This window comes from Pseudoalteromonas sp. GW168-MNA-CIBAN-0100, assembly GCF_040309225.1.
Lineage (GTDB): Bacteria > Pseudomonadota > Gammaproteobacteria > Enterobacterales > Alteromonadaceae > Pseudoalteromonas > Pseudoalteromonas arctica.
Genome location: NZ_JBEOOL010000002.1, coordinates 96,764 through 120,633, shown reverse-complemented (window position 1 = coordinate 120,633; position 23,870 = coordinate 96,764). Strand labels below are relative to the sequence as shown.

The 23,870-nt window shown below is 36.7% G+C and carries 27 protein-coding genes; 15 read left to right on the top strand and 12 right to left on the bottom strand.

Features of this window, described 5'->3' with window-relative positions; translation table 11 throughout:
* Window positions 1-35: 35 nt before the first annotated feature.
* Entirely contained in the window at window positions 36-563 is a 528-nt protein-coding gene (gene gloA, locus AAEY62_RS01700) for a lactoylglutathione lyase (protein WP_350634500.1), read from the bottom strand.
* A 210-nt stretch (window positions 564-773) separates the two neighbouring features.
* Between gloA and AAEY62_RS01695 the strand changes: the two genes are divergently transcribed.
* Window positions 774-1,133, top strand: a complete 360-nt coding sequence (locus AAEY62_RS01695) for a hypothetical protein (RefSeq protein ID WP_350634499.1) — start codon at window positions 774-776, stop codon at window positions 1,131-1,133.
* 26 nt (window positions 1,134-1,159) lie between these two features.
* A complete protein-coding gene (locus AAEY62_RS01690) occupies window positions 1,160-1,669 on the top strand; it encodes a DUF421 domain-containing protein (protein ID WP_350634498.1) in 510 nt (169 codons plus the stop codon).
* A 71-nt stretch (window positions 1,670-1,740) separates the two neighbouring features.
* Here AAEY62_RS01690 and AAEY62_RS01685 read toward each other — a convergent pair whose 3' ends face one another.
* The gene (locus AAEY62_RS01685) at window positions 1,741-2,361 is read right to left on the bottom strand and encodes a trimeric intracellular cation channel family protein (protein ID WP_002961255.1); all 621 of its coding nucleotides are present in this window, start codon (window positions 2,359-2,361) and stop codon (window positions 1,741-1,743) included.
* Between the two features lie 416 nt (window positions 2,362-2,777).
* On the opposite strand from AAEY62_RS01685, the gene AAEY62_RS01680 reads away from it, so the two are divergent.
* From AAEY62_RS01680 to AAEY62_RS01655, 6 genes are all read left to right on the top strand, one after another.
* A complete protein-coding gene (locus AAEY62_RS01680; protein WP_350634497.1) occupies window positions 2,778-3,407 on the top strand; it encodes an excalibur calcium-binding domain-containing protein in 630 nt (209 codons plus the stop codon).
* A gap of 302 nt (window positions 3,408-3,709) precedes the next feature.
* Window positions 3,710-4,441: a hypothetical protein gene (locus AAEY62_RS01675; protein WP_350634496.1), complete on the top strand. Its 732-nt coding sequence runs from the start codon at window positions 3,710-3,712 to the stop codon at window positions 4,439-4,441.
* A gap of 235 nt (window positions 4,442-4,676) precedes the next feature.
* Window positions 4,677-5,090 carry a hypothetical protein gene (locus AAEY62_RS01670; RefSeq protein ID WP_350634495.1) on the top strand — a complete coding sequence of 138 codons (414 nt, stop codon included), beginning with the start codon at window positions 4,677-4,679 and terminating at the stop codon, window positions 5,088-5,090.
* A 150-nt stretch (window positions 5,091-5,240) separates the two neighbouring features.
* Window positions 5,241-6,503 (top strand): AAA family ATPase, encoded by a 1,263-nt coding sequence (locus AAEY62_RS01665; protein ID WP_350634494.1) that lies wholly within the window; start codon window positions 5,241-5,243, stop codon window positions 6,501-6,503.
* On the top strand, window positions 6,496-7,338 hold the full coding sequence (locus AAEY62_RS01660) for a DUF4435 domain-containing protein (protein WP_350634493.1): 843 nt from the start codon (window positions 6,496-6,498) through the stop codon (window positions 7,336-7,338). Before AAEY62_RS01665 ends, AAEY62_RS01660 begins: the two co-directional genes overlap by 8 nt.
* 373 nt (window positions 7,339-7,711) lie before the next feature.
* Window positions 7,712-8,197 carry a hypothetical protein gene (locus AAEY62_RS01655; protein WP_350634492.1) on the top strand — a complete coding sequence of 162 codons (486 nt, stop codon included), beginning with the start codon at window positions 7,712-7,714 and terminating at the stop codon, window positions 8,195-8,197.
* 264 nt (window positions 8,198-8,461) lie between these two features.
* On the opposite strand, the gene AAEY62_RS01650 is transcribed toward AAEY62_RS01655, so the two are convergent.
* The 7 genes from AAEY62_RS01650 to msrA all read right to left on the bottom strand — a co-directional run bounded on the left by AAEY62_RS01650 (window position 8,462) and on the right by msrA (window position 15,678).
* A complete protein-coding gene (locus tag AAEY62_RS01650; protein ID WP_350634491.1) occupies window positions 8,462-9,064 on the bottom strand; it encodes a thiamine biosynthesis protein ThiC in 603 nt (200 codons plus the stop codon).
* Window positions 9,065-9,416: 352 nt separating this feature from the next.
* Window positions 9,417-10,118: a metal-dependent hydrolase gene (locus AAEY62_RS01645; RefSeq protein ID WP_350634490.1), complete on the bottom strand. Its 702-nt coding sequence runs from the start codon at window positions 10,116-10,118 to the stop codon at window positions 9,417-9,419.
* Between the two features lie 163 nt (window positions 10,119-10,281).
* Window positions 10,282-11,910, bottom strand: coding sequence for a sensor domain-containing diguanylate cyclase (locus tag AAEY62_RS01640; protein ID WP_350634489.1), 1,629 nt, complete (start codon window positions 11,908-11,910; stop codon window positions 10,282-10,284).
* Window positions 11,897-12,343: a hypothetical protein gene (locus AAEY62_RS01635; protein ID WP_350634488.1), complete on the bottom strand. Its 447-nt coding sequence runs from the start codon at window positions 12,341-12,343 to the stop codon at window positions 11,897-11,899. The genes AAEY62_RS01640 and AAEY62_RS01635 overlap by 14 nt, the downstream gene beginning before the upstream one ends.
* Window positions 12,344-12,345: 2 nt before the next feature.
* Window positions 12,346-13,608, bottom strand: a complete 1,263-nt coding sequence (locus AAEY62_RS01630) for a hypothetical protein (RefSeq protein ID WP_350634487.1) — start codon at window positions 13,606-13,608, stop codon at window positions 12,346-12,348.
* 334 nt (window positions 13,609-13,942) lie between these two features.
* A complete protein-coding gene (locus AAEY62_RS01625) occupies window positions 13,943-14,851 on the bottom strand; it encodes a 2OG-Fe(II) oxygenase family protein (RefSeq protein WP_350634486.1) in 909 nt (302 codons plus the stop codon).
* A gap of 227 nt (window positions 14,852-15,078) precedes the next feature.
* On the bottom strand, window positions 15,079-15,678 hold the full coding sequence (gene msrA, locus AAEY62_RS01620) for a peptide-methionine (S)-S-oxide reductase MsrA (RefSeq protein WP_024607129.1): 600 nt from the start codon (window positions 15,676-15,678) through the stop codon (window positions 15,079-15,081).
* A 201-nt stretch (window positions 15,679-15,879) separates the two neighbouring features.
* Here msrA and AAEY62_RS01615 point away from each other — a divergent pair, with 201 nt between their 5' ends.
* A complete protein-coding gene (locus tag AAEY62_RS01615; protein WP_024607130.1) occupies window positions 15,880-16,434 on the top strand; it encodes a cytochrome b in 555 nt (184 codons plus the stop codon).
* Between the two features lie 82 nt (window positions 16,435-16,516).
* Here the strand turns inward: AAEY62_RS01615 and AAEY62_RS01610 are convergent, their stop codons facing one another.
* Window positions 16,517-16,723: a hypothetical protein gene (locus tag AAEY62_RS01610; RefSeq protein ID WP_024589393.1), complete on the bottom strand. Its 207-nt coding sequence runs from the start codon at window positions 16,721-16,723 to the stop codon at window positions 16,517-16,519.
* Between the two features lie 107 nt (window positions 16,724-16,830).
* Between AAEY62_RS01610 and AAEY62_RS01605 the strand changes: the two genes are divergently transcribed.
* The 3 genes from AAEY62_RS01605 (at window position 16,831) to AAEY62_RS01595 (ending at window position 19,003) form a co-directional block, all read left to right on the top strand.
* Window positions 16,831-17,313, top strand: a complete 483-nt coding sequence (locus AAEY62_RS01605; protein WP_024589392.1) for a GNAT family N-acetyltransferase — start codon at window positions 16,831-16,833, stop codon at window positions 17,311-17,313.
* A 166-nt stretch (window positions 17,314-17,479) separates the two neighbouring features.
* Window positions 17,480-18,091 carry a MarC family protein gene (locus tag AAEY62_RS01600; protein WP_197237216.1) on the top strand — a complete coding sequence of 204 codons (612 nt, stop codon included), beginning with the start codon at window positions 17,480-17,482 and terminating at the stop codon, window positions 18,089-18,091.
* Window positions 18,092-18,121: 30 nt separating this feature from the next.
* On the top strand, window positions 18,122-19,003 hold the full coding sequence (locus tag AAEY62_RS01595) for an alpha/beta hydrolase (RefSeq protein WP_350634485.1): 882 nt from the start codon (window positions 18,122-18,124) through the stop codon (window positions 19,001-19,003).
* 520 nt (window positions 19,004-19,523) lie between these two features.
* On the opposite strand, the gene AAEY62_RS01590 is transcribed toward AAEY62_RS01595, so the two are convergent.
* Window positions 19,524-19,751 (bottom strand): hypothetical protein, encoded by a 228-nt coding sequence (locus AAEY62_RS01590; protein WP_232785128.1) that lies wholly within the window; start codon window positions 19,749-19,751, stop codon window positions 19,524-19,526.
* Between the two features lie 11 nt (window positions 19,752-19,762).
* Here AAEY62_RS01590 and AAEY62_RS01585 point away from each other — a divergent pair, with 11 nt between their 5' ends.
* Window positions 19,763-19,894, top strand: a complete 132-nt coding sequence (locus AAEY62_RS01585) for a type 2 periplasmic-binding domain-containing protein (protein ID WP_263640614.1) — start codon at window positions 19,763-19,765, stop codon at window positions 19,892-19,894.
* Window positions 19,895-20,079: 185 nt separating this feature from the next.
* Window positions 20,080-20,310 (top strand): type 2 periplasmic-binding domain-containing protein, encoded by a 231-nt coding sequence (locus tag AAEY62_RS01580; protein WP_350634484.1) that lies wholly within the window; start codon window positions 20,080-20,082, stop codon window positions 20,308-20,310.
* Window positions 20,311-20,400: 90 nt separating this feature from the next.
* On the opposite strand, the gene AAEY62_RS01575 is transcribed toward AAEY62_RS01580, so the two are convergent.
* Window positions 20,401-21,609, bottom strand: coding sequence for a porin (locus tag AAEY62_RS01575; protein WP_024589388.1), 1,209 nt, complete (start codon window positions 21,607-21,609; stop codon window positions 20,401-20,403).
* Window positions 21,610-22,247: 638 nt separating this feature from the next.
* On the opposite strand from AAEY62_RS01575, the gene AAEY62_RS01570 reads away from it, so the two are divergent.
* Entirely contained in the window at window positions 22,248-23,837 is a 1,590-nt protein-coding gene (locus tag AAEY62_RS01570; RefSeq protein WP_076915491.1) for an ABC-F family ATPase, read from the top strand.
* Window positions 23,838-23,870: the final 33 nt, after the last annotated feature.

Below are 23,870 nucleotides of genomic sequence, written 5' to 3'. Positions count from 1 at the left end.
GATTACAACTAAGCTCTTTTTACAGCAGCTTATTATCACTGAGAAAGAATAATTTCAGTAATACCTTCGGCAGATAGTATTTCAATCCAGTAGCCGTCAGGGTCTTTAATAAATGCTAAGCCTTTCATTGAGCCATCATCTGGTTTTTTTACAAACTCTACATCGTATTTTGCAAAGCGCTCACTGGCCGCGTAAACATCCGGTACACTAATACCAATATGGCCAAAGCCTTTTGGTTCTTGGTTACCACTGTGGTAGCCCTCAAAGCTGTCGTCGCTTTCAGTGCCCCAGTTATGGGTAAGCTCAATTAGCGCAGGGCGACGAAACACCCATTCAGCTTTAGTTTTATCATCACCTTGTGGCAATTCTTGCTCGTAGCCTAAAAAGTAAAGCGTAAACTCCATACCAGGAAAATCATACTTACCTAACAGCTTCATACCTAATACATTTTGGTAAAATTCAAGCGACGGCTTTGGATCTTTAATACGTAACATAGTTTGTTGCATAACAAAGCCCTGAGTGGCCTGTTCAACTTGTTCTGGAGATTCGTTATAGTTAGACATGGTGATCCTTACTGAAAATTATAAAAAGGGTGTAAGTATTACGTGTTCCATCATAATCAACCGCCACTTAAATTAAAACCATTCTAGGTAATTCAACGCGTTATAATTGCCTTTAAATTACTAGCACAGTATTTGCAAAGCGTATAATTAAAACTAATGGGCTGTTAAACATCTCTTGTGCATATTATTAACACAAACTAGGACGTTTTTTTGAAAACACTTTTACCTTTACTAAGTCTAATATTACAGGCTTTTTTATTACTCGCACTCACGAGTTTTTTTAGTGGGTTTTATAATGCGTATACAGTATTTTCTGGTGGCGATCCTAAGTTAGTCGCGGGGCATATTTCATCAGCCATTGTTGTATCACTTATACAAATTATCCCTGCTTTAATTGGGCTTTTTATAAATACGTACGTGCTAAATAGTAGGTTAAATAAAAACATAAACAGCTCAGCCATGTTTATAAATATTTCAAAATTTTATGCCTACCTGTGGATTTTATTTATTCCACTTGGTACGTTTTTAGGTATTAAGCGATTAATTAGATTAAAAAGTGTAAGTAAATAACGAGCACTTACAAAAAAGGAGCCACTATGTTTTACGATGATATTCAGGGGTTATTACGTGTACTTACAATAGGCGTACTGGGTTATATTGCACTGGTGTTTTGGCTGCGCGTATCGGGTAAACGTACGCTTTCAAAGTGGAACGTGTTTGACTTTATAGTCACCATTGCGCTGGGCTCTATTTTAGCCTCGGTGATTATTTCAAAAAGTGTCCCGTTAGCTGAGGGCATACTTGCCTTTGTCGTATTAGTAGGGCTGCAATATGTTATTACGTGGCTTAGTGTGCGCTCGTCAAAATTTGCAGCGCTTATAAAAGCAGAACCCACGCTTTTACTGAGTGATGGTGAATACTGCACGGCTGCACTTAAATCGCAGCGGGTAACAAAGTCAGAAATTCGCGCCGCTATTCGTGGTGCGGGAATATTAGCAATAGAAGATGTAGCCGCCGTAGTGCTAGAAACCGATGGCAGTTTTAGTGTACTTAAGCAAAATAACAGCGGGTTAAAAACCGCGTTAAGCGATGTAAGCGGGCATTAAATTAATACGCTAATAGTTATATTAACTAAGGCAGGTATATTACCTGCCTTATTTTGTATTAAAATTTATTTTTATTTAGCGTGCTGCTCTAATAAACTAAAGGTAGGTAAGCGCCATTTAAAGCGTATTGATGCCATACGTATTAAGTAACCTGCAACCAAGCTCACAATAATACTGATGTTGTCGTCTATATTGTAATGGTGTAGTGCTAAGTACAAGCACGCTACAAGTAACGATACACTCGCGTATAGCTCGTTATGTAATACCAACGGTGCTTGGCGACATATTAAATCACGCAGTAAGCCACCAAAAACACCTGTTACAACGGCTGCCACTACACAAATACCGTAATGCAATCCCATATTTAGCCCCACTTGGCAGCCAATAATACTAAAGGCAGCTAAACCCAGGGCGTCTAGGCGCATAAATATACCTTTAAATTTAACCACCCATTTAGCCAGCCACGTAGTGACAATACCGGCAATACAGGTAATTAATAAATACTCTGGGTGTTGTACCCACGTAAGCGGGTAATTGCCTAGTAATATATCTCGTACGCTACCACCGCCAATTGCCGTGGCGCTGGCTACTAGCACTACGCCAAACCAATCCATTTTCATTCGTCCTGCGCTAAGTGCGCCTGTCATGGCTTCTGCTGTAATACCAATAATATAAACAATCGTTAATAGCATGAGATAATCACTTAAAATACGTGCGTAAAAATAAGGTGTGGATTGTATAGATAAATTAAGTAAATAACGAATGAAAAATCGTACTAAAAACGGCTAATTCAGATAGAAATAACTAATGACAAAACCTTGTGTAAACAAGCTGTTAAGCTGGTGGGAGAGTGCGTAATGGTTGATGTAAATTAAAGGACATTTGGCCGCAAATTATAAATAAAATAAGTTGGGGTTTAGTTGTTTTTAGCACGCTTATTTGTAGCTAAATTTAATGGTTAAGTTTAATAATTGGTTTAGTAGGTAAAGCGTAAAATTAACGCAATATGAATATTTAGTTGCATGGTTTTAATTTAGGAACGTATAATAACAAGTGTTAACTAAATGGAATTTGCGTAAAACGCAGCTTAAGCAGAGCAGGTGGATACATGAACAAAGGATTGTTAAAGTCGTGGAAAACCGACAAAGGTTTTGGTTTTATTAAATCAGACACCCTAGAACACGACACGTTTATACACATATCAGCGCTCAAACACATGAGCCGCAAGCCAAAAGTTGGCGACACCATTTACTTTGAAGTTGCAACGCAGCCCGACGGTAAAACCAAAGCAATTAACTGCCGCATAGAAGGCGTTGCAGAGCTTAAAGCACCTTACCAAAAACACAATCAACAGCCGCATCGCATTGCCAAATCTAATTTTGCTAGTAGCTTTTTGGGCAAAGTTGCCTCAATTAGCATTATCGCCGTGCTTGGCTTTATCGCAGTAAATAAATACAACCATTATAAAACTAACGAGCAATTTAATAACCATACTCCCGTTATTACCAACGCCGATTTAGCCACCTTTGATGAAAAATATCCGAAAGTAGTTATTCCAAAAATCGTTATTCCAAAAAGCACGCAAAATTTTACGTGTGATGGCAGGCAATATTGTACTGAAATGCGCTCACGAGAAGAGGCTGTATTTTTTATTAATAATTGCCCAAATACAAAAATGGATGGTGATGGCGACGGGAAACCTTGCGAGAGTGATTCACGGTTTAAAAATGAGTGGTAATTTTATAAATCGTTTAGTTAAAGGTTTGGGTGAATAAAAATAGAATTAATTAATGGCTGTATATAAGTACAGCTATGTAAGTTTTGTCCCATAATATTATTAAAAGTCGTTTTGGGGTTAAATAACAAAGGCTTCTAAGTAGCCTTTGTAATTACCTGTTTATAAATGAGTTGTTTGGTGTAATTATCGAGCAACGTAATATATGCCTCTTTGGGGTGTTATAACCCCCCAAAGTTGGGTTCGATAAGCTGTTAGGTAAATCGTCGTCATCATTACTTTAGTCAAAATAAATTAGGGAATTCATGGAAAGTTGTAGAAAAAGATTGTGCCATATTACTGTTGATTTTATTGACCGTTTATTTAAGATTTTAACATCTCCATTTCGACTAGATAAAATGTTAGCAATAGCAGGAGTATCACTTGTCGCTAGCCCAACTCTATTTGATTTTGATGGAAAATTTAAGTATGAGTCTGAAACTTTATTTGGAGTGTTTTCTTTTACAAATCAAGTGGATATTTTGTCGTATGTGACAGGTGCGATCTTAATTACTTTAGCATTGTACATTTATCGAAAGAGAGAATTGTTAATTGATGATATAGCAGCTAAAAACTCAATGATTTTAGCTATAGAAAATCAGAACCCAGCAAATCGTGCAAATGTACAGTTCTGGTTTCAGCATGTATATGGTTTTTCTATTGGTATAAAAGAAATTGAGCATTTACTTAAACGTAACGATCCAACTCAATCTATTGCTGATTACAAAAGAGCCAGAGGGCTTATTATTTTTAATAATAAATTTCTGTTAAAAGAAGGTATTAAAACTGATAAAGAAAAAAACATTGGTAGTTCGGTTTATTTTTTATTTTCAGTTTTAGGTCTAGGCATGTTCCTATTCTTTTTGAATCAGGTTTCTGCAGAAAAAAGCTTTGATACATTAGTGTACTTATTAACGACTATTGCTTTTGGTTTCATTGCTTATCTTGGGTTAGATAAGTCAGCCGCAGTATATGCTGCAGAAAGGCTTATAAAATAAGAATATTTACCTAACAAGCCTTAAACGGAACGTCAACATTTGGCTAATTTTCGTTCCTCAAAAATTTTAGCCAACCATTTTCGTTCGCTTAAGCTGGCGTTGAGGCTGTAGCATTACTCTTTTTAAATAAAAACAGTCTGTTGTATGAGTTCCAAATGCATTACCTAATGCTTTAAAAACGCTTAGAGTTAATTACAGAAACTCTTTATACAAAAAATTTATTATCGGAGATAAAGTGAAACTGGCTAAATATTTAATCACGGGTTCGTTAATAGGACTCGTTGGTTGTGATTCAGGTACGCAGTACATTTCATATAAAAATGTTGATACATCATCCATCGAAGCACCAGACTTTAGTCGCTATATTATTGAAACTTGTGTAGATATCTATCGTGAAAAACAAAATCAGAACTTTGATCCTAGATACTCAGTTATATCGATTGCACAAACAGGTAAAAATAATGTTTTGGAAATTAAAATGATGGAAGTTCGCTATGTTAAAGGGTCTAGGCAAGAACAAAACCGATTTTTATATTGTAGCCGGTTCGATAAAGAAGGTACTGACACAATATTTTCTCATCTTTATCTAGATACTTTTACTAAGTACCTAGAAGGTAAAAAATATTCAACATACCCAATCGATTTATAGTCGGAAAGGTTTTTGTATAAAAAGGCGTTCAAACGGAGACTTATAGTTGGCTCGCGCTACACGCAGTTTAGCCTAAATGTCTTTTCCGCTTAGTTTAGCGCTAAGCGTCCGTAAGTACATCACCTTCATAATAAAGAGTAGACTTTAAGTATGTATAAAATTCAAAGTGTAAAAATAGATAACTTCTGGCAAAGATTTAATGCAACTTGCCAATTTAACGAAGATGTAAATATCATTATAGGTAAAAACGGTACTGGTAAGACAACGTTTATGAACATACTGTATTCAGTTTTATCTTTAGATGTAGATGGCATTAGTGATAACGATTTTAGTTACGTTGAAATTAAATTAACTCAAAATGGTAAACAAAAGACTATAAGGGCTAGCAAAATTGAGAATGACAATGTTCCTTTCTTAACAATGGAATACCAAATATCACAATCTAAATATAATGTCAGGATCATCGCAGCAGAAGATAGGCGCTTTGCTGTGCATCATCGAAGAAAAGCTCATGAAGAGTCTGAAGAACTAAGGCGCATACTATCTGAACTAGTTTCGTTATCATCTCTATCTGTTTACAGGCTTCGAAATGGTCAAGATTATGAAATAAGAGATAAGCACGGTGCTAGGGCTGTCGCACCAGTTGATCACCGTCTTACAGAATTACTACGTGGCTTAACACATTACCAACTTGATTTATCTCAGCAAGCTAGGGAAGTAGCTACATCACTTCAAAAAGATGTTTTAGCATCAATTCTTTATTCTAAAGAAGATATTGAGACAAAGGGGTATGCATTAGACTTTGACAAAGATAAAGAAAAATCAAGTTTGATTTCTGCATATAGCCAATTGAATGCAATGGATTCAGATGTAAGAAAAAAAATCAACTTTCATGTTATGAAAATTGATGAAACTGTTGCAGAATTAAAAAAAGAGAATAAAGGGGAACCTTCTTTTAAAATAGACTTTGCTTCACTTGAAGCTTTAAGGAAGACTCAAAAAATAATTAAAATGTCTTTAATTGCAGAAGGAATTACTTCGGATATCTTTTCTCCAATAGAGCTTTTTTTGGAAATAATAAAAGACTTTATCACCGATAAAATTTTTCATTTTAATGGAGGTAATTTAGTTATTAATAATGAGCATAATGCGATCAGTTATGATGGTTTATCTTCGGGTGAAAAACAGCTACTAATATTATTCATAGAAACATTATTACAAAGAAAAAAGCCATTCATATTTTTAACAGATGAACCTGAGTTATCTTTACACATCTCATGGCAAAGAAAAATCATACCAGCGATAAAGCAATTAAATCCTAATGCACAAATTATAGCAGCAACTCACTCGCCAGAGGTTGCATCTAAGTACAGAAACTCTATTTACGATATGGAGCGAATTATAAATGGATGATTTTTACCACTCTGAAGATGCTAATAATATCGTGCATTTGTTTTATAATGCAGATGTTATGGTTTATGTGGAAGGAGAAGATGATGTTCCTTTCTGGGAAGTCGTATTTAATAGTTTGGCTGAGTACAAAGTTGAAGTTCAAGAAGTTGGTGGTTCAAAAGAGCTAGCAAAATATATAGAGGAATTAGAGTTAGGTAAATTACAAGGCATAATTGCTTGTGATAGTGATTTTGAAATTTTAAAAGGTAGTTTACCCAACCCCAATATAATAAGAACTTATGGTTACGCAATTGAAAATTCATTAATTTGTCCATCTACAATATTAAAAGTAATTCGAAGTGTAGGTAAAATTTCCGCTAAAAATATACCAAGTCAAGAGCTGGGTGTATGGCTAAGTTATTTTACTCGGATTATGAAGAATCTGGTTATTTATGATGTCCACAATGAGCTAAATGGTCTGGGTATTTCAGTTGTTGGTGATAATTGTTCTAAGTTTTTCAAATCACAAAAATCTCATGATGTATGTGAGACTAAAGTGAATGAATTTATAGCAAATATTGGCTTTTCAGTTTCTCAAAATGAAATCGATACAATAATAAATTTAATTGGTGAAATACCAAGAGATTTTAGTGATTTTATAAGAGGGCACTTTTTATTTTCTGCTGTATCAAAGTTCATCTCAGCTAGCATAAAGCAAATTAATTCAAAAGTAAGTATTTCCAATGATGCCTTGTTTGGATCACTTTTACTTGCTTTTGAAAATAATTTTGATGAAGAGCATAAACACTACAACTATTATTCAGATGCAATCAAACATCTTTCTATAGCCGCTTAGTAATTAAACTTATGATGACATCCACTGTAATTACTTTGAAAAATTAGAGTGGGTGTAAATGCCATTCACAATGTCAAATAGGGTAAATGGGGTCACCCATTAGAAAGTTCCGGTCAAGCAGGCAGCTGTGTTTTCTTGATCTTTTTATTCAAAAAGCCAAGTGTTCTTATTATTTAGAAAAGCTAAGGGGTCAAATCTTGACTTCAGACATCAAAACTTAAATTAGTCAAATTGCTTTGATTCAAGCTATTTATAGCCTCTAAAAGCGCAGCGCCTCTTATCCTCTTTGTGAATTGGTCTTGAGATAGCTATTTGGTTTTTCGATCATGGTGGTGTATTTAGTTGTGCCAAAGTTGAGATATTTTAAGTGCATATGATGAAAAACTACTACGAGACAACAATAAGCTTTAATAGCATTGAATTTTTGCCATATGTGCTTTTTATAGTTATCAGTTTAATCTTTATTGGGAAGCTCAAAAAATTATACGATTTATATATTAAACGTTTTTTTAAGTTTAATTTCTTCGTCTTATTTTTTATATTTATTATTTACAACCTTGCTTCTACAGCTTCTTTATATTCGAAAATGCAATATATAGGTAAAATAAAATCGCATGAGGAGAGCGTTGTAACAGGCGAAATTGAAAAATTAGTAGAAAAAGAAGGTGCAAGTCGAACACAGAGTTTTTCAGTGTCAGGAGTGTCTTTTAAATATAATAACTATCAAACTGCGCCATATTTTTTTGCAAATCGGAAATATAACGATAAGGTTATTATTAATGGAGGTTATGTTGAAATACATTATATCCAAGATAACGGCAATAATTATATCACCAAGTTATTTATAAAAAATGATTGATAATTTACACCCAAAGGGAGCGTCGACCCATTTAAGTTTTGATTTAAGCTATTATCCCCTCTAAAAGCGCAGCGCCTCATATCCTCTTTGTGAATTAGCCTTTAGATTACGGAGAGGGCATTAACTTCGGATGCGGCAGACGAACGCTTAAAGTTGAAAGTGGGCGTCACTTTAAACGTAAAACATCGGCGAATTAGCATCTCTAACACACGCCGATGTTTATACTTTATTTAAATGAGCACATTACTTTTAAGGTATTAAGCCTTAGTCTTCTTTACGGTTAAGGCTAATCAAACATATCGCTAAAAGTAACGTTGCAATCATGCCTGAAGCACCAGCAACACCTGATGGCATAAATCCATCACGGCCAAAGGTGATTAAAATACCATTGGCAAGGATTGTAACTCCGCCTGCTAAGGCAGTAAGCCCTCCAATCGCTTTGCCACCTTTAGCGATAAAAGACAGGCCAAAAACAAGAGCTGCTAATCCCAATAATAATTTAGCTGCGTAGTAAATCATGAATGACAAAGAAACCACGCCACTAATTAAAGGTTGTGCGCCTTCTACGGCACCCGCTACTTTTCCAAATGTAGAAAACAAAGTAAGGCCAATGCTCACCTGCACAATGTTAAGAATCGCGCTAAATGTTATAGCCGACCATCCTAACTGAGAGTTTTGTGCTTGCACCATAGCAGAACCCGCAAAGGCAACAAGTAAAGTGAAAACCACGGCTTCTAGTCCCCATGCATACTGCCTTGAAAAACTAATTTCTGCACTGTAAAGGGCAGTAAAAACAGCCTGTGTTAACGCCAATACCAACAATAAAGATGCCGTAATTAGCATGGTGCGTTTATTCGTAAATTCCATTATTTACCTCTTATAATTTTATATTTAATGCTTTAAAAAGATTCGACAGGTTTAAAGCATCAACCAGATGGGACTTTTTATATAATTAGCTCTTACACTTAGCGTATAAGACAGGTAAAACTATTTAATTATTTCACTTAAACCTATAAAAATAATAATTAATTACAAATAGGCTCAATCTTTGGCTTTTTAAATCAAAATTAAATCGGTAAAACTGTTTTGATTCAAGCCATTTATGCCCTCTAAAAGCGAAGCGCCTCATACCCTCTTAGTAAATCAACGTTTAACTATCTTAATTATCAAGAGGGCATTAATTTTGAGTATGTGGTTAAACGGCTTAATACTTACGGCGTTAAGATAAAAACGTAAAATGAGACCAGTCACTTAACGCTGTAATAGTTTGCTTTGTAGGGGGCGCAACATAGATTAAACCTGCAATGGCAATAATTGAAGCTAGCGTAATTAACTTATTATCGAAGTCAGCTATTTTTAAAGCGGTGCCGAAAGAGCGTTTAATTCTGACATTACTTAAATCTACACTGTAAATTTCATCCAGCAATAAATGAATTAATCCACCTAATAAAATAAACCCACCCGTTAACCAGGCAAAGACGGCTGCTTGTGTAGTTGATTGGTCATTCAGTTTCCATGTTAGTTGAGTTGTTAATAGCGCGCATAACAGTATAAATAGTAAAGAGTGGCAACTACCTCTATGTACTGTGATCCATTCAAAAATTGGTCTAATAATATATTTCATAAATCCGTAAACCAATAAGGGCACTACGATTAACTCGATAAAGCTAATTTCAATAATGAGCTCGGTGGTTATGTAATGCAGTACCAGTAATACAGCGCTGAGTGCGAATAAGTTAAAAATAGTATCGAGTGATGTTGAGTTATCTGAATCTATATCTGGTAATAAGCCGCCGATTGAGCCTAAAAACCATAACCAGAGTGCGCCCTTTAATTCAATATGTCCTGCAGATAATAAGGTGGCTGAGGCTAAGCCTGTGATGATTACGGCAGTATTAAGATGAGTATTGAAGTTTGCCATTGTATCTCTTGATGGGAAAAAGTAGGGCATTCTATCAATTGAAAAGTTTATTGTTCAATGTTCTTTAAAAATTGGGCTTAAATAACCTTGGGTTCTGCTTATAAATCACTCTCTAGTAGCCATTTTTAGTGCTAACTGCGTTGAAAGAGCTCAATTAACCATCTTACTTTTTAAACTCGTCATAAAATGCAATTTGCCCTCGGCCTGTTTCTTTTACGTGGTAGAGCATTTTGTCACCATTGATCATTAATTCGAGTAGCTCTTCACCATCATTAGGGCCGACTGCAATACCAATACTTGCACCCACTGCGCATGTTTTATTTTGTGAAATATAAATGTCTTGTTGTAACTCGTTTAGCAAAGCGATTGATTGCTCACGCGTTGCTGCTTTGTTGTAGGTATTAACCTGCCTTGCAACTATAAACTCGTCACCTCCTAGGCGGATGCATATGTCGGTTTCTTGGTTAAAGTGCTTTTTAAATCGGTGTGCTATTTCAATAAGTACTTTATCACCGGCTTCGTGGCCGTAGGTGTCGTTAATAGGTTTAAATTTATCTAAATCAATCATCATTAGTACTAGGTGCTGATTGTGTTTAATGCACTCGCGCAGCGCTTTTTTAAGGCGTTTTTCACCGGCTCTGCGATTAAGTAAATCGGTAAGTGGGTCGTGATCGGCTTCAAAGCGGGTTTGAAATTCGCGTTCGGCGCGCTCAGTTACATCATGTAAAATTACTTCAACTAAGTGTTCTTGATGAACGCTTCGCTTTGTTTCACGTTGCTCTGTTAATCTTACAAATAAGCAGTGCAACCAAATGGTTTTATAGCCCACTTTACACTCTATATCTAGGGTTGCTTGTGGTGGGTTTTTATCACAACGAATATCTGCAAGCAGGCTTTGTAATTCATCAACGTTATTTAACAGAGCAGGAAAGTGCAAGGTTGATAATTCTTCTTCGCCGGGTACGGTAAAGTAATGTTTAAACGCGGGATTAAAGGTGGTGATAATATTTTTGTCATCTAATAAACAAATGCCGGCGCTGGCTTGTTCAAAAATAAGTCTAAATTTAGCTTCTAGTTCTTGAGTTTTTTTACGAAGGGATTGCTCATTACTAATGGTTAGCTTTAACTCATGCATTAAGGCATTTATACCTTGTGTTAGCCTGCTTATTTCGTCTCGCTTACCTTGCTTAAACTCTAGCATTGTCATGGTTTCGGGATTGGTAGGATCAATTGTCGCAAAGCTGTCTGTTAAGTTTTGAATAGGCTGAGTGAGCCATTTGCGTACAACCAGTGACACAAAAAAAGCGATGACGATTGATTGAATCAGCATTAAAATAAATTCTTTTATAAGTGATGACTGCGCTTGTTGTTCAATAAAGTTATCGTCGGGGTATATGGCAAGTACACCTATAAAAGTGTCTTCTATAAAGGGGTGAACTAATTTAATTAAAACAGCTTCTTTTTTTTTGTTTGTAGAGCCACTTGCAATAAATAAATCCATTTCACCTTTTGAGTTTACTTCTCCTTCTAAGCTTGCACCTTGCACTAAATCATTGCTTAGCAAGCCATTAATAATTTCTTGGCTTAATTCACGATCGTTTAGGTAGGCTGCTATGGCGGCTGTTTTCCCCATTGTTTGTGCTAATTGCTGCACGAGTAGGTAATTGGTGTTTTTCTTTTCTTTAAAACCCGAGTAATAAGAAAGTGTTGACGATACTAACGTAACTACAATAGCGACAATTGCGATTGATAGAGCAACGCGTACGTAGAGTGCTTGGCTAATTTTTATCAAATGTATATACCACTTTTACTGCGTCTGTAACTTGCGATTGAGGAATATAGCCAATTGCAAATTGTGATGCAGCTATTTTGTTTAATGCATCTTCAACGGATGTTGACGGTGTTGGGGGCTTTGCGCGCCCTGAAAATAATAACCTTGCCCAATAAGCATTAATTTTTTGCTCATTTTTATTGACCAGTTGCAGGTAAAAATCATTTTTTAATGCTGATTGCGCCGGTAAATCGAGTGGCTTAGAGGTTTCACCATCAGGAAACGTTAAATAGCGACCCATATAAATATCAATAACTTCGCGTTTAGATAAAGCGTTAATTGTATTGTTTTTATTTACCACCACTACAAACGCTGTAGATTTGGCATTAACACTAACAAGAAGCAGGCAAAGCGGCAGCAACACATAAAGGAGTGAGTTACGATAGCTCATCATTGTTAAAACACCATACTAGCGTTCAAACTTAGCATATGTACTTTGTGGCCTTTGTCGACATCTGCAGGATTACTAAGACTCCATAAACCCGCACCTTCGGGCTTTATATCAAAGCGGTCTAGTTGAGCTTTTAGCGCTAATCGCTCCGACAGTTGCCATTTTACACCTATGTTAATTGAATGCTGATGAACATAAGGCACCTTAATAGCAGCTTGTGTTGCAAGTGCTAGTTGTTGTATTGGCTCTGAAATTTGATCGGGTATGCCTGGTGAAAAAACAGGTTCGTTTACTTGTATAACATCGTGACGATTTTTTGCTGCAGAAAAACTCGTGTAAAATATTGCATTATTTACCCTATAACCAGCGCTAATGTAAGTATTGAGTACTGATGGCGCTATTATCCAATCGGATTCTGAAATACCTACTTCAGATTGAATAAGCCAATTATTATGATCGTAGGTTAGTCCAAACGCCGCGTATTCTATACTGTGGCCTTTGGTATTAAATTTGTTAGATATCGTTTGTGCTTGTGGCCATATACTTTGTGGTACTGCGTCTAGTAAGGCTAAAAAGTCATCTAATGAGGTTAACTTATAGCCACCAAAATCAGATTTAGATAAAGAGAAACGTACAGTCCATGCATCTAATGTATAGGTTGCGCTAAAGGTGGTTAAATTATCAAAATCAATAAAAAAATCTTTGTTATACGCTTGTAACTTTGCTGTTGAGCTTCCGTATGCGAGCTTTAAGCGTAAAAATCCTTCATCAATGGCTTTACTGTATTCAATATCCACACCGTCGTAATTTCCTGCAATGTTTGCAAAAGAGTAGTATTCGTGAGGAGGACGTATCCATAAGTAGGCGTATCCTACATAAGGATATTCAGAGAGTAAGTAAAGGTCGCTGTTTAGCCGGCCAGCACGGATAGCCCAATGGCGCGAGGGGCGGTAACGTACAAAGGCGAGCTCTAAAAAATTATCAAGACTTTTAAAGGTATGATCTTGTAAAACGACTTGTACCACCGAGTCCCAGTTTTTTGAGAGTGATATATTAGCCTGACCACCTAAAATTGAATCTCGTGTTACTGAAAAACCGGTATCGTTTTCGTTTAAATAATTTGATGCAAAGCCGATATCTGAATCGTCAGTATAGCTGAGTGTTAAGGATGCAAAACCACTAAATTGCACGTCTACTTCATTTGCATCGCTTTTATTAGCAGCAGAAATTACCAATATGGCTATGGCAATTGTACCTCGGAACAACATGTTAGCGCTTATTTTTATAATATGGATAATAAAAAGATAGCACAGTTTATTAAATTACCAACTTAAGCATTACAGTGCTTTATGAATTAAATACAAAAATACATGACTCCAACCCTAAATTTTGTACTTTGTTAAGCGAAGTACTGGGCCATAGGAAAAGCAAGATGGAAAATTTGTGTTATCTATTGTTATAAGTGACGACAATATAGATTATGAATAGGGCGGTTTTTTGATATTACCAAACTTAAAACGTGTTGGTTACTGGATAAGCTTTACTTTTATAAGGCTGCTTAAATTAGGCTGCCTTTTGACTTAAAACTCTAAAAGCGCTTATTTAAAATGGTGCATAGCCATCATTTGGTTTATTTGGGTTAGTCCAGCGCTGTTTAGCATCAATAGGAATGCGTGGTGCACCTTGTGCTGGTAATCGACCGCGCTCCCCATACAACCACAATACAAAGTTAGTTCGCTCGCCACTGGTAATAGGCTTGGCTGCGTGTGCAATATTGCCACGATGTAACATGGCAGTGCCGGGCTTAAAGGTAAGTGATTTAATGTCACCTGTGTACGGGTGATAAAAGTCAACTTCTGACCCTGTAAACTCTTCCCCTGGTAAGTTTAAGTTAATATTAAGCGTTACGGCCGATGCATCTGTATGTGGGCGAATTGACGAATCTGTGTTTGGCTCATAATAAATAGAAAAACCAAATGTTTGTGTATCAAACCCCATAACTTCCGGGAACAGCATACGTGAAATAGGGCGCATATAAGTGTTTAGTATTTCGTTATAAAATGCTTGAAAGCTTGGCGCGGCTAAATAACCTTCTGATCGACTATCAAGCATTGCACCACGGCGATTTAACACTATGCCGTATGGTGGACGCATGGGAATTTGCGAATTCCATACTTGTTCTAAATATCCGCGTAAAACCGCTAGGCGCTCTGGATCAAAAAATTGAAATACATCAGGAGCAACTTCGTTTAATAACGCTTTTACGGCCAGCTCTTTTGATGGATCTTCCCATGCTTGCTTTACTGCTTGGCGTAGGTTTTTATCAAGTAGTGAGTCGCCTAACGTAAACGTTGAGCCATCTATTGATGTTGTTTCCCATTCGCTCCACGCGTTTATAATTAGGTCGGTGTTGCTATTCCAAAAGTGTTGTACTGCTGGTTCACGGTAAAGCATGGCTTGTCGTGTAGGTAACTCTAGAGCACGCGTTAGCTGTAATTGATTGGCAAACATTTTGTGTAACTCCAGTTGTTGAATTTGGTTTATATCAATCTAGGAGTGCAATTTATTGCATTTGATTTAGTAGATAAACAGCCTGCTTTAGGAAACAGAATATACTATTTATTGATAATGAAGGTTTGTATACTTATTTGAAGCAGAGAAAGCTAGCTTTGTAGATAAGTAAAAGGCTGCACAATATGCAGCCTTTTGTTTGTGTAATTTAAGTTGCTTTATAAATACTAGTGAGTTGCTCTTTCGCCCCAAATATCTTCTAGGCGGCTGTCGCGACCACAACGCCAACGATAAGTGTTGTATCGGATTGGGTTGTTTTTGTAATAATCTTGGTGAAAGCTTTCCCTACCTTTAATAGGGTAAAAGGTACTTGCGTTTAGTATAGGTGTAACCACAGTTTGATTAGGAAACTCGGCAACTACTGCCGCTTTTGTTTTTTCGGCTAATTTACGTTGTTCGTCGTTTTCTACAAAAATAGCGCTTAAGTAACTAGAGCCTTTATCACAAAATTGGCCTTTGGCATCAAAGGGATCAATATTTACCCAGTAATGATCAAGTATACCCTGATAGCTTACTATGGCTGGGTCGTAAGTAATTTCTACTGCCTCGTAATGGCCTTTATGATTACCATTATAGGTAGGGTTTTTAAGTTTGCCGCCAGTAAAGCCCGATATTACATCGGTTACGCCTTCTAGCTTTTCAAAGTCACTTTCCATACACCAAAAACAACCTCCAGCTAAAACGGCTTTTTCGGTTTTATCTGCATGAGCAAGTGACGCATAAAACAAAACAGATGAAGTTAAAACTAGAACTAATAATTTTTTCATAAAATCTCGCATCAATATGATGAATGTATAAACAGTTATGTACAGCTAGTAGACCTTTAATTAATAAAAGGTATTTCAATTTTTAGTGGGATAAATATGTTTTAGATCATTAAATAGCAATATTATTTCTACAAGCTGGGCGTACTCGTGTAAAAATACACATATAAACTGCTTTGTATGCAGCTAATAAGTTGAGGCATTATGAATTTAAAAAACACGACTGATCATTACAACAAACTTTCGATTGCGCTGCATTGGCTCATGTTACTACTAATGATAGCCGTATATGCTTGTATAGAGTTACGAGTATTTTTTGATAAAGGCACCGATACACGTGAAGCATTTAAAATGTGGCATTTTATGCTTGGGCTGTCGGTATTATTTATTGTGTGTATTCGTTTAGTCGTACGTTTTAAAAGTGGTCCAAAACCACATATAACACCAACGCCACCAAATTGGCAAGAAACGGTAGCTAAAATAATGCATTTGGGTTTATATGTTTTAATGCTTGCAATGCCAATAGCTGGTTGGCTAATTTTAAGTTTTGCGGGCAAGCCTATCCCATTTTTTGGCTTAGAGTTACCTGCATTGGTGGCAAAAAATAGTGATTTAGCAAAACAAATAAAAGAAATACATGAAACCGCTGGCGTTGTTGGTTATTACTTAATTGGCTTACATGCTGCAGCCGCTTTGTTTCATCATTATGTAGTGGGCGATAACACGTTTAAGCGTATGCTATTTGAAAAAAGTAAATAGCCTAGCGCTAGGTAAACTCAAAAAGGGCTTTATATTATGTATAAAGCCCTTTTTGTAATTTAGATTTGGCGGTTAACAAAGTTTATTGTTGGTTTTGTGCTTCACGGGCTAACTGATTTGGTAAAAGTTCTTCTACTATTTCGCGTGCTGGAAGTGTATAGCGTGTGCCGTCAAACATTACAGAGGTAAACTCGTTAATATTAGTAATGCCTGTTAAGGTCCAGCCTTCGCCGCGCTTTGGGCAATATACTGTGGTAGTGGGTTGTATTACTTGAAAATCGTCACTCATTACGTTCTCTTACTCTTTTTGCTTTAAAGATAATGCTTGTTAATGGGGTATGGTAAGTTAATAATGCCTGCCCATAAAGAGCTAATTTAACTAACCACTTAAATAAAATGTTTAATGCCACAAAGCTTGAACGCGTTACGCTGCGTTTAATTACCCACAAACACGCTGCGTGTTTATTTAATATTTTAAACCACCCGCATGTGTCAGAATTTAACGACTACGAAACACCGCTCAGCAAAACACAAATCAAACAATTAATACAAGATGATATTAGTGCCTATTACGAAGGCGAAGTGATTAGAGTTGCAATTGAACATAATACATCTGGAAAGTTAATGGGTACTTGTGGGCTTTATAATTTAACGCCGTGTAAAAGTAGTGCGTTTATAGGATTTGAGCTGCACCCCGACTTTTGGGATAAAGGCGTAATGTTTGAAGTAGTCACTGGTTTTATTGAAGCGCTACTTAAGGATATTCCGCTTAAACATGTATCGGCTGAGGTGAGTGCACACAATGCACGTTCCCATAATTTACTTATTAAGTTAGGTTTTAGCTTAAGAGAAAATTCTATTTGGCATAAATCACTTTAACGAAAGACGGCAATTATAAGTGCTTATCTTTTTTCAATCCTGAAAGGTCAAGCCTCCAAGTGTAAATAAAATACAAAAAATAACGGCTTTCTATTATAGTTAAGCGTAAGCAAATGAATTTGTTACCCGTGTTTTATTAAATATTTACGCTTAACAAGGATTTTATATGCTAGAAAAACTATCTCAAGATGCGCTTGTTATTTGGGCAACCATTGACCCAATAGGCACTATGGCGCTGTTTGCTGCGCTTACTTCTCATTTAACAGATCAACAACGTCGTAAAACAGCCTTTAAAACGGTGCTTTACGCTGGTTGCGTACTATTGGGTTCTATTTTAATAGGGCAGCTAATACTTAATGCGATGGGAATTAGGTTGGTGTCGTTTCAATTAGGGGGCGGAATTATATTGTTTTTGTTTGGCCTGCAAATGATATTTGGAAACGATTCTAACAAAGCTAAACAAGACCCCGAACACGATATTGCGGTCTTTCCGCTAGCTATACCAGCAACTGCGACCCCTGGCGCTATTTTGGCGGTGATACTACTTACCGACAACCACATACACCCAATTACCACTCAAATAGGCACAGCGCTTGTTACACTTGCTGTGTTGGGTATTACACTAATACTGTTGCTGCTTTCGGGTAAAATAATTAAGCTTATTGGTACTGGCGGCGCGTCTATTTTAACGCGTGTAATGGGGATGATTTTAGCCGCGTTTTCGGTTGAGCTTATTATGACCGCGCTTGAAATAAAACAATGGGTTAAGCTCGATTAAATAACTCCTAAACATTTAAAGGAATGCCGCATGGCAATAAAAATAACAAAACACTATTTTATTAATTTAAGTTTAGCCGTAGTAATTTTTGCTATCGGTATTTTAGCCATACGCTATTACAACCATTATGTATCGGCCTATACAGATGTAACAATTAACTCAAGCGTGCTTAATGAGTCGCGCAAGGTGTTTATAAGATTACCCGCTAATTACAATCCTAAAAAAGTGTATCCGTTAATTATTAAAACCGATGGTAACTTTAATTTAGATACATGGGATAAAGCACTTACAAAACAAGCTAAGAGCGAAAAAGGGGATAAGGCTATATTGGTGTCTATTCCTAATTTGTTTTTTACAGATACACGTAATCGCGATTTAGTGCCTCCTTATGCTCGCCAAGATGTAAATACACAAGCGCGCCCAGAGGGCGAAACACTTATAGAGCCTAATGGTGAAGCCGACAAGTTTTTAGCGTTTATTGAAACTGAGTTATTCCCGTATTTATCGGCAAAATATAAGCTTAGTAATAATCGTGTATTAAGTGGTTTTTCGGCAGGTGGTAGCTTTGTACTTTATACACTGCATACAAGGCCTGAACTGTTTAATGGCTACTTTGCATTTAGCCCAGCGGCTTGGTATGACGACATGACAGTGGTTAATAATGTAGAAGCGTTTTTAACTACTCAAGCTAACAAAGTTAAGGCGCCTACTTATTTATATCTTTCGGTGGGTGGGGCAGAGCATCCGTTAATGTTAAAAGCGTTTGATAATTTAGAGTCTGCTTTAACAGCAAACCCTAATAATAACCTTGTGTGGCAAAGCGCTATAAACGAAGGTGCTGAGCATTCAGATAATCCACCACTTAGTGTATCAAAGGCATTAGCTGGTTATAGTGCGTTTATTAAAAAGTAGGTTAGATAGGTTTTAGCGGTAACTGTATGCATATACAGTTACCGCTGTTTTATCTATTTATGATAACGAATCAGCTTCATAGCACTTTACTTAGTTCAATATTATTAACGACTTACAAAGGGAAGTTGGTTTAAATTATTTTTGACAGCAAATACACGCACTGTGTTTATATACAGTTTGTAGCTATTGAGTTAGAATGCAGTAAGTACCTATGAGCATATATCACACCTATTTGTTACTGCTTTTAATCAGCCTTACGCCTTTGTGATCAGCAATAAACAGTGTAAGTACTTTTTAATTTCAATATAATTTCACCATCTTTTTACACTCTTAATGCAGTTAATATAAATTAGCTGGTGGCTTTACAGTAAAAGAACACATCATACTAAATGTTATTATAATGCTAAACCTAGCAATAGAGTTAAATTAGTAAAAAGTAATCAGTAAGGTAGTGCAAATAATAAAGCGGGAGGTTTAGGTAAAAAGAGCATTTATAAAAATGCTCTTTTGTAAATTACGACTACTTTGTTTTGGTCGGTTTAAAAAACAATACCAGTGCAATTATAAATGCTGAAACGCTACAAATTATAAATACGTTTTTTTCACCACCAGGTATGTACTGCATAAATGAGGTAAAAAACTGACCCGAAAATACAGCCATCGTAAAGTACGATAAGTTACGGCCACGTACTTTCACATAGCTGAGCTCTACCGTCATATGGTTTAAAGGCGCACTTAAGCTCGGCATGTTTAACCTTTATGGCAGCACTGGTTCGAGAATATAAACAGCAATACCCAAGCGTGCACGTTACATTGTTTGAAATGACTGCAACTGAGCAAATACATGCGTTTAAAAACGATTTAATTTATGTGGGTTTTTCACGGCCTTGACCTGATTCAATTAATGATGAATTTGTAAGTCATACTATTTATGTAGATTCATTGGAGGCCATCGTTGATCAAAATCATGCGCTGGCAAATTATAAAAATATTGATTTAGCTAAACTAAAAAATGAGTCATTTATTATTTTTAATAGAGAGGAAGCACTTGGTCTTTTTGATGAAACCATTTTGCAATGCAAACATTAGTGACCGAAGTGGCTGCTGGCTTTGGTGTGGCAATTGCGCCTTATTGCGTACGTAAATTATATAGTGAAGGGTGCCATTTTATAAAACTGAGCGACGTACTCACGCAAATCCCGGTGCTATTACAAATTAAAAAAGCAGATACCAATGCGGCTGTTAATGCATTTGTTGAAATAGCCTTAAATGCAGAATTGAGTATTGAAAAAAGTATGGCGGAATAAAAAAAGCCCAGTTAAAAAAGTTAAAAGGGCTAAAAGGGTTGTGCTTAGGGAAGTTGTAGTCGTTTTTAAACTTATATTTAGAGCTTATATTTAGAACTTATATCTAAAACCAAATGCTATACCGTCATCTTCCGACTGCTCCATTTGTGCTTGTTGATCGTCGTTATCACTTTCAAAGTCGCTAAAGTCTTTACGCGCTTCTACGTAGGCAATAGTGTCTTCGTCAATTAAGTAGTGAAGGCCAATAACAGCAAACTGACGCTTAAATACATCGTCTGGATCGGCGTTAAAGTTTGGCTGAATTACGTAGTCATCACCGGCATCAAACACGTTGTAGGCAATAAAAGGGCGAAAATCGTTATCAAAGCGGTAAGATGCAAATGTTTCTATACCTATTGCGTCTTTAATTAAGCGACCAATATTATCTGTGTCGTGGTTTTTGTTTTTATTTATGTTGGCAGCAACGTAAAGGCCTGGCTTATCAATGTTGCCCCACATAATGCCTGCACCGTAAATTAAATCTTCAACATTGCGAGTAGAACCATCGCCAAACGTTAAATCAAACTCGCCACGGTTAATGCCCGCTGTAAGCGTGAGCATATCTGTAGGGGTATATGTTACAGATGCACCAAATGTGTAGTTAAATTCAACTTCTTGGGCTGCACTATCGCCAGAGTTCCATAGCGTTTCGCATTCTTCTTCTGAAATATCGCTTACGTCACAGGTATAAAATTCGCTGTTTTTAAGCTGCGCTTGTACTGCAAAACTAAAATCGTTATAGCTATTGCGGTACTGCACTAACTTATCACCACGGCCAGTGCCATTTACAGCGCCATCGTCTTTGTTATAGGTGTAAACGCCAGCTGCATTACCATCCCATACAAAGCTATTATTTGTGCCATAAACTACGTCGTACCATGCACCCCATTGTTTACCAATGGTAAGTTGACCATACTTTTCGTGTGAAAGGCCTGCGTAACCTAAACGGTTATACAAAAACTCGTCCTGAATTGACTCAAAACGATTGTTATAAATTATATCGCTACTGCCTACAGGGTTTACACCCCATTCTACGAGTGCAAGGGCAGTCCAGTCTTTCTTGAGCTTTCGGGTAAAGCCAAAATTAATGCGCGAAGTACCGTTAACAACTTCGGTTTCGTTTTGTGTGTTAATTACACGCACATCAAGATATCCACCTACTTTTAGAGTGTTTTTATCATCTTTGTATAACTCTACCGCTGAAACAGCGGGTGCTAATACAATACTTGCGCTAATCAGTGTCGCTAATTTTTTGCTCATCTTGTGTGTTGCCCTGTGTAAATTTCAGTGTTTTTACGTAGGTAAAAATTCAGGTTCGAAGATTAACAAAGCAATAAACGGCTAAAAAGTGAAAAAAAATCAACAAAATTGAACGGCAAACTTAATTGACATTCACTTGAGGTTAATTTTGTTTTTCAGGTGTTGCTGAGGTTTGTTTTTTTAGTTGTTTTGTAGGTAAAAAGGATTGGTAATAGGTGGTGTGTAAAAATTCTAATTTGAATTAATTTCATCTTGGTTAAAAAATAGCGACTAGTGCAAAAGCTCTAAAAGTACTTTATTTTCATAAATATAACTTTTTATTGTTACTGCGTGTACAAAAATGAGTTAAGTAAACACACAAACACGTTAAAAGTGTTTTTACTCTAATTCAGTATACGTAATTCTAAACTCCCTAGACGTATTAAAGTGAATATATTGATGAATTTTTACTTGTGTAAGCTGAATAAAAATTTACAAAACCATTTAATTTAATCTGTTATTTGAGTTACCCACTATACAGTGCTAATAAATGGCTAAAACGCGTTAGTTTGCCTTTAAACTTTCATAGAAAAACAGGCCATTTTGGTTTAAACTGCGCGCAATTTAAATACATCATTACTCCTTTGGAGGGTAGCGCTATTATTAGTACAGCTAATGTCACCATGCAATTTGGTGCTAAACCATTATTTGAAAATATCTCAGCAAAATTTGGCGACGGAAACCGTTACGGTTTAATCGGTGCAAATGGTTGTGGTAAATCAACATTTATGAAGATTCTAAGTGGTGAGCTCGAAGCGTCTTCAGGTAATGTAAGTACTGATCCAAATGAACGTGTTGCTAAACTAAACCAAGACCAGTTTGCCTACGAAGAATACTCAGTAATTGATACTGTGATCATGGGTCACAAAGAGCTGTGGAAAATAAAACAAGAACGCGACCGTATTTACTCTTTACCAGAAATGAGTGAAGACGACGGTATGAAAGTAGCCGATCTTGAAACTGAGTTTGCTGAAATGGATGGTTACTCTGCTGAATCTAAAGCAGGCGAGCTTCTATTAGGCGTAGGTATTGGCACAGACCAACACTTTGGCCCAATGTCAGAAATTGCACCTGGTTTTAAACTACGAGTGCTACTTGCACAGGTGTTGTTTTCAGACCCAGATATAATGCTACTTGATGAGCCTACCAATAACTTGGATATTTACACCATCAAGTGGTTAGAAGACGTGTTAAACCAACGCGACTGTACCATGATAATCATCTCGCATGACCGTCACTTTTTAAACTCTGTGTGTACTCACATGGCCGATATTGACTACGGTGAGCTACGTATTTACTCAGGTAACTACGACGAATACATGTTTGCAGCAACGCAAGCACGTGAGCAGCTACTTAGCGAAAACGCGAAGAAGAAAAACCAAATTGCTGAACTTCAACAGTTTGTATCACGTTTCTCTGCTAACGCATCTAAAGCTAAGCAAGCAACATCGCGCGCTAAACGTATCGACAAAATTCAGTTAGACGAAGTTAAAGCGTCTTCACGTCAAACACCGTTTATTCGTTTCGACCAAGAAAAGCAGTTATTCAGAAACGCGCTTGAAATGAATAACTTAACGCAAGGTTTTGACGACAACACGTTGTTTTCTGGACTTGAAGGTTTAGTAGAAGTTGGCGAACGTATTGCTATTATTGGTGAAAACGGTGTTGGTAAAACAACATTACTTAATACATTGGCAGGGCGCTTAGCACCTAAAGCCGGTGAGTTTAAGTTCTCAGAAAATGCGAATATTGGTTACTACGCGCAAGATCACGCAGATGAATTTGCAACCGACATGAACTTGTTTCAGTGGATGGAACAATGGCAACAAGAAGGCGACGACGAGCAAGTGGTTCGCAGCTTCTTAGGTCGTATGCTGTTCTCTCAAAACGATATTAAGAAGTCAGTTAAAGTAATTTCAGGTGGTGAGCAAGGCCGCATGCTGTTTGGTAAAATTATGATGCATAAACCAAACATATTGCTAATGGATGAGCCAACCAACCACATGGATATGGAATCTATTGAAGCGCTTAACTTAGCACTTGAAGCCTACGAAGGTACATTAATGTTTGTATCGCACGATCGTCAATTTGTATCATCGGTAGCTACCCGTATTTGGGAAGTTAAAGATGGTAAAATCATTGACTTTAGAGGCAACTACGCAGAATACCTAGCGAGTAAAGAAGCTTAATTAGCTATTTACCCGTTAACCCTAAAAAGCCAT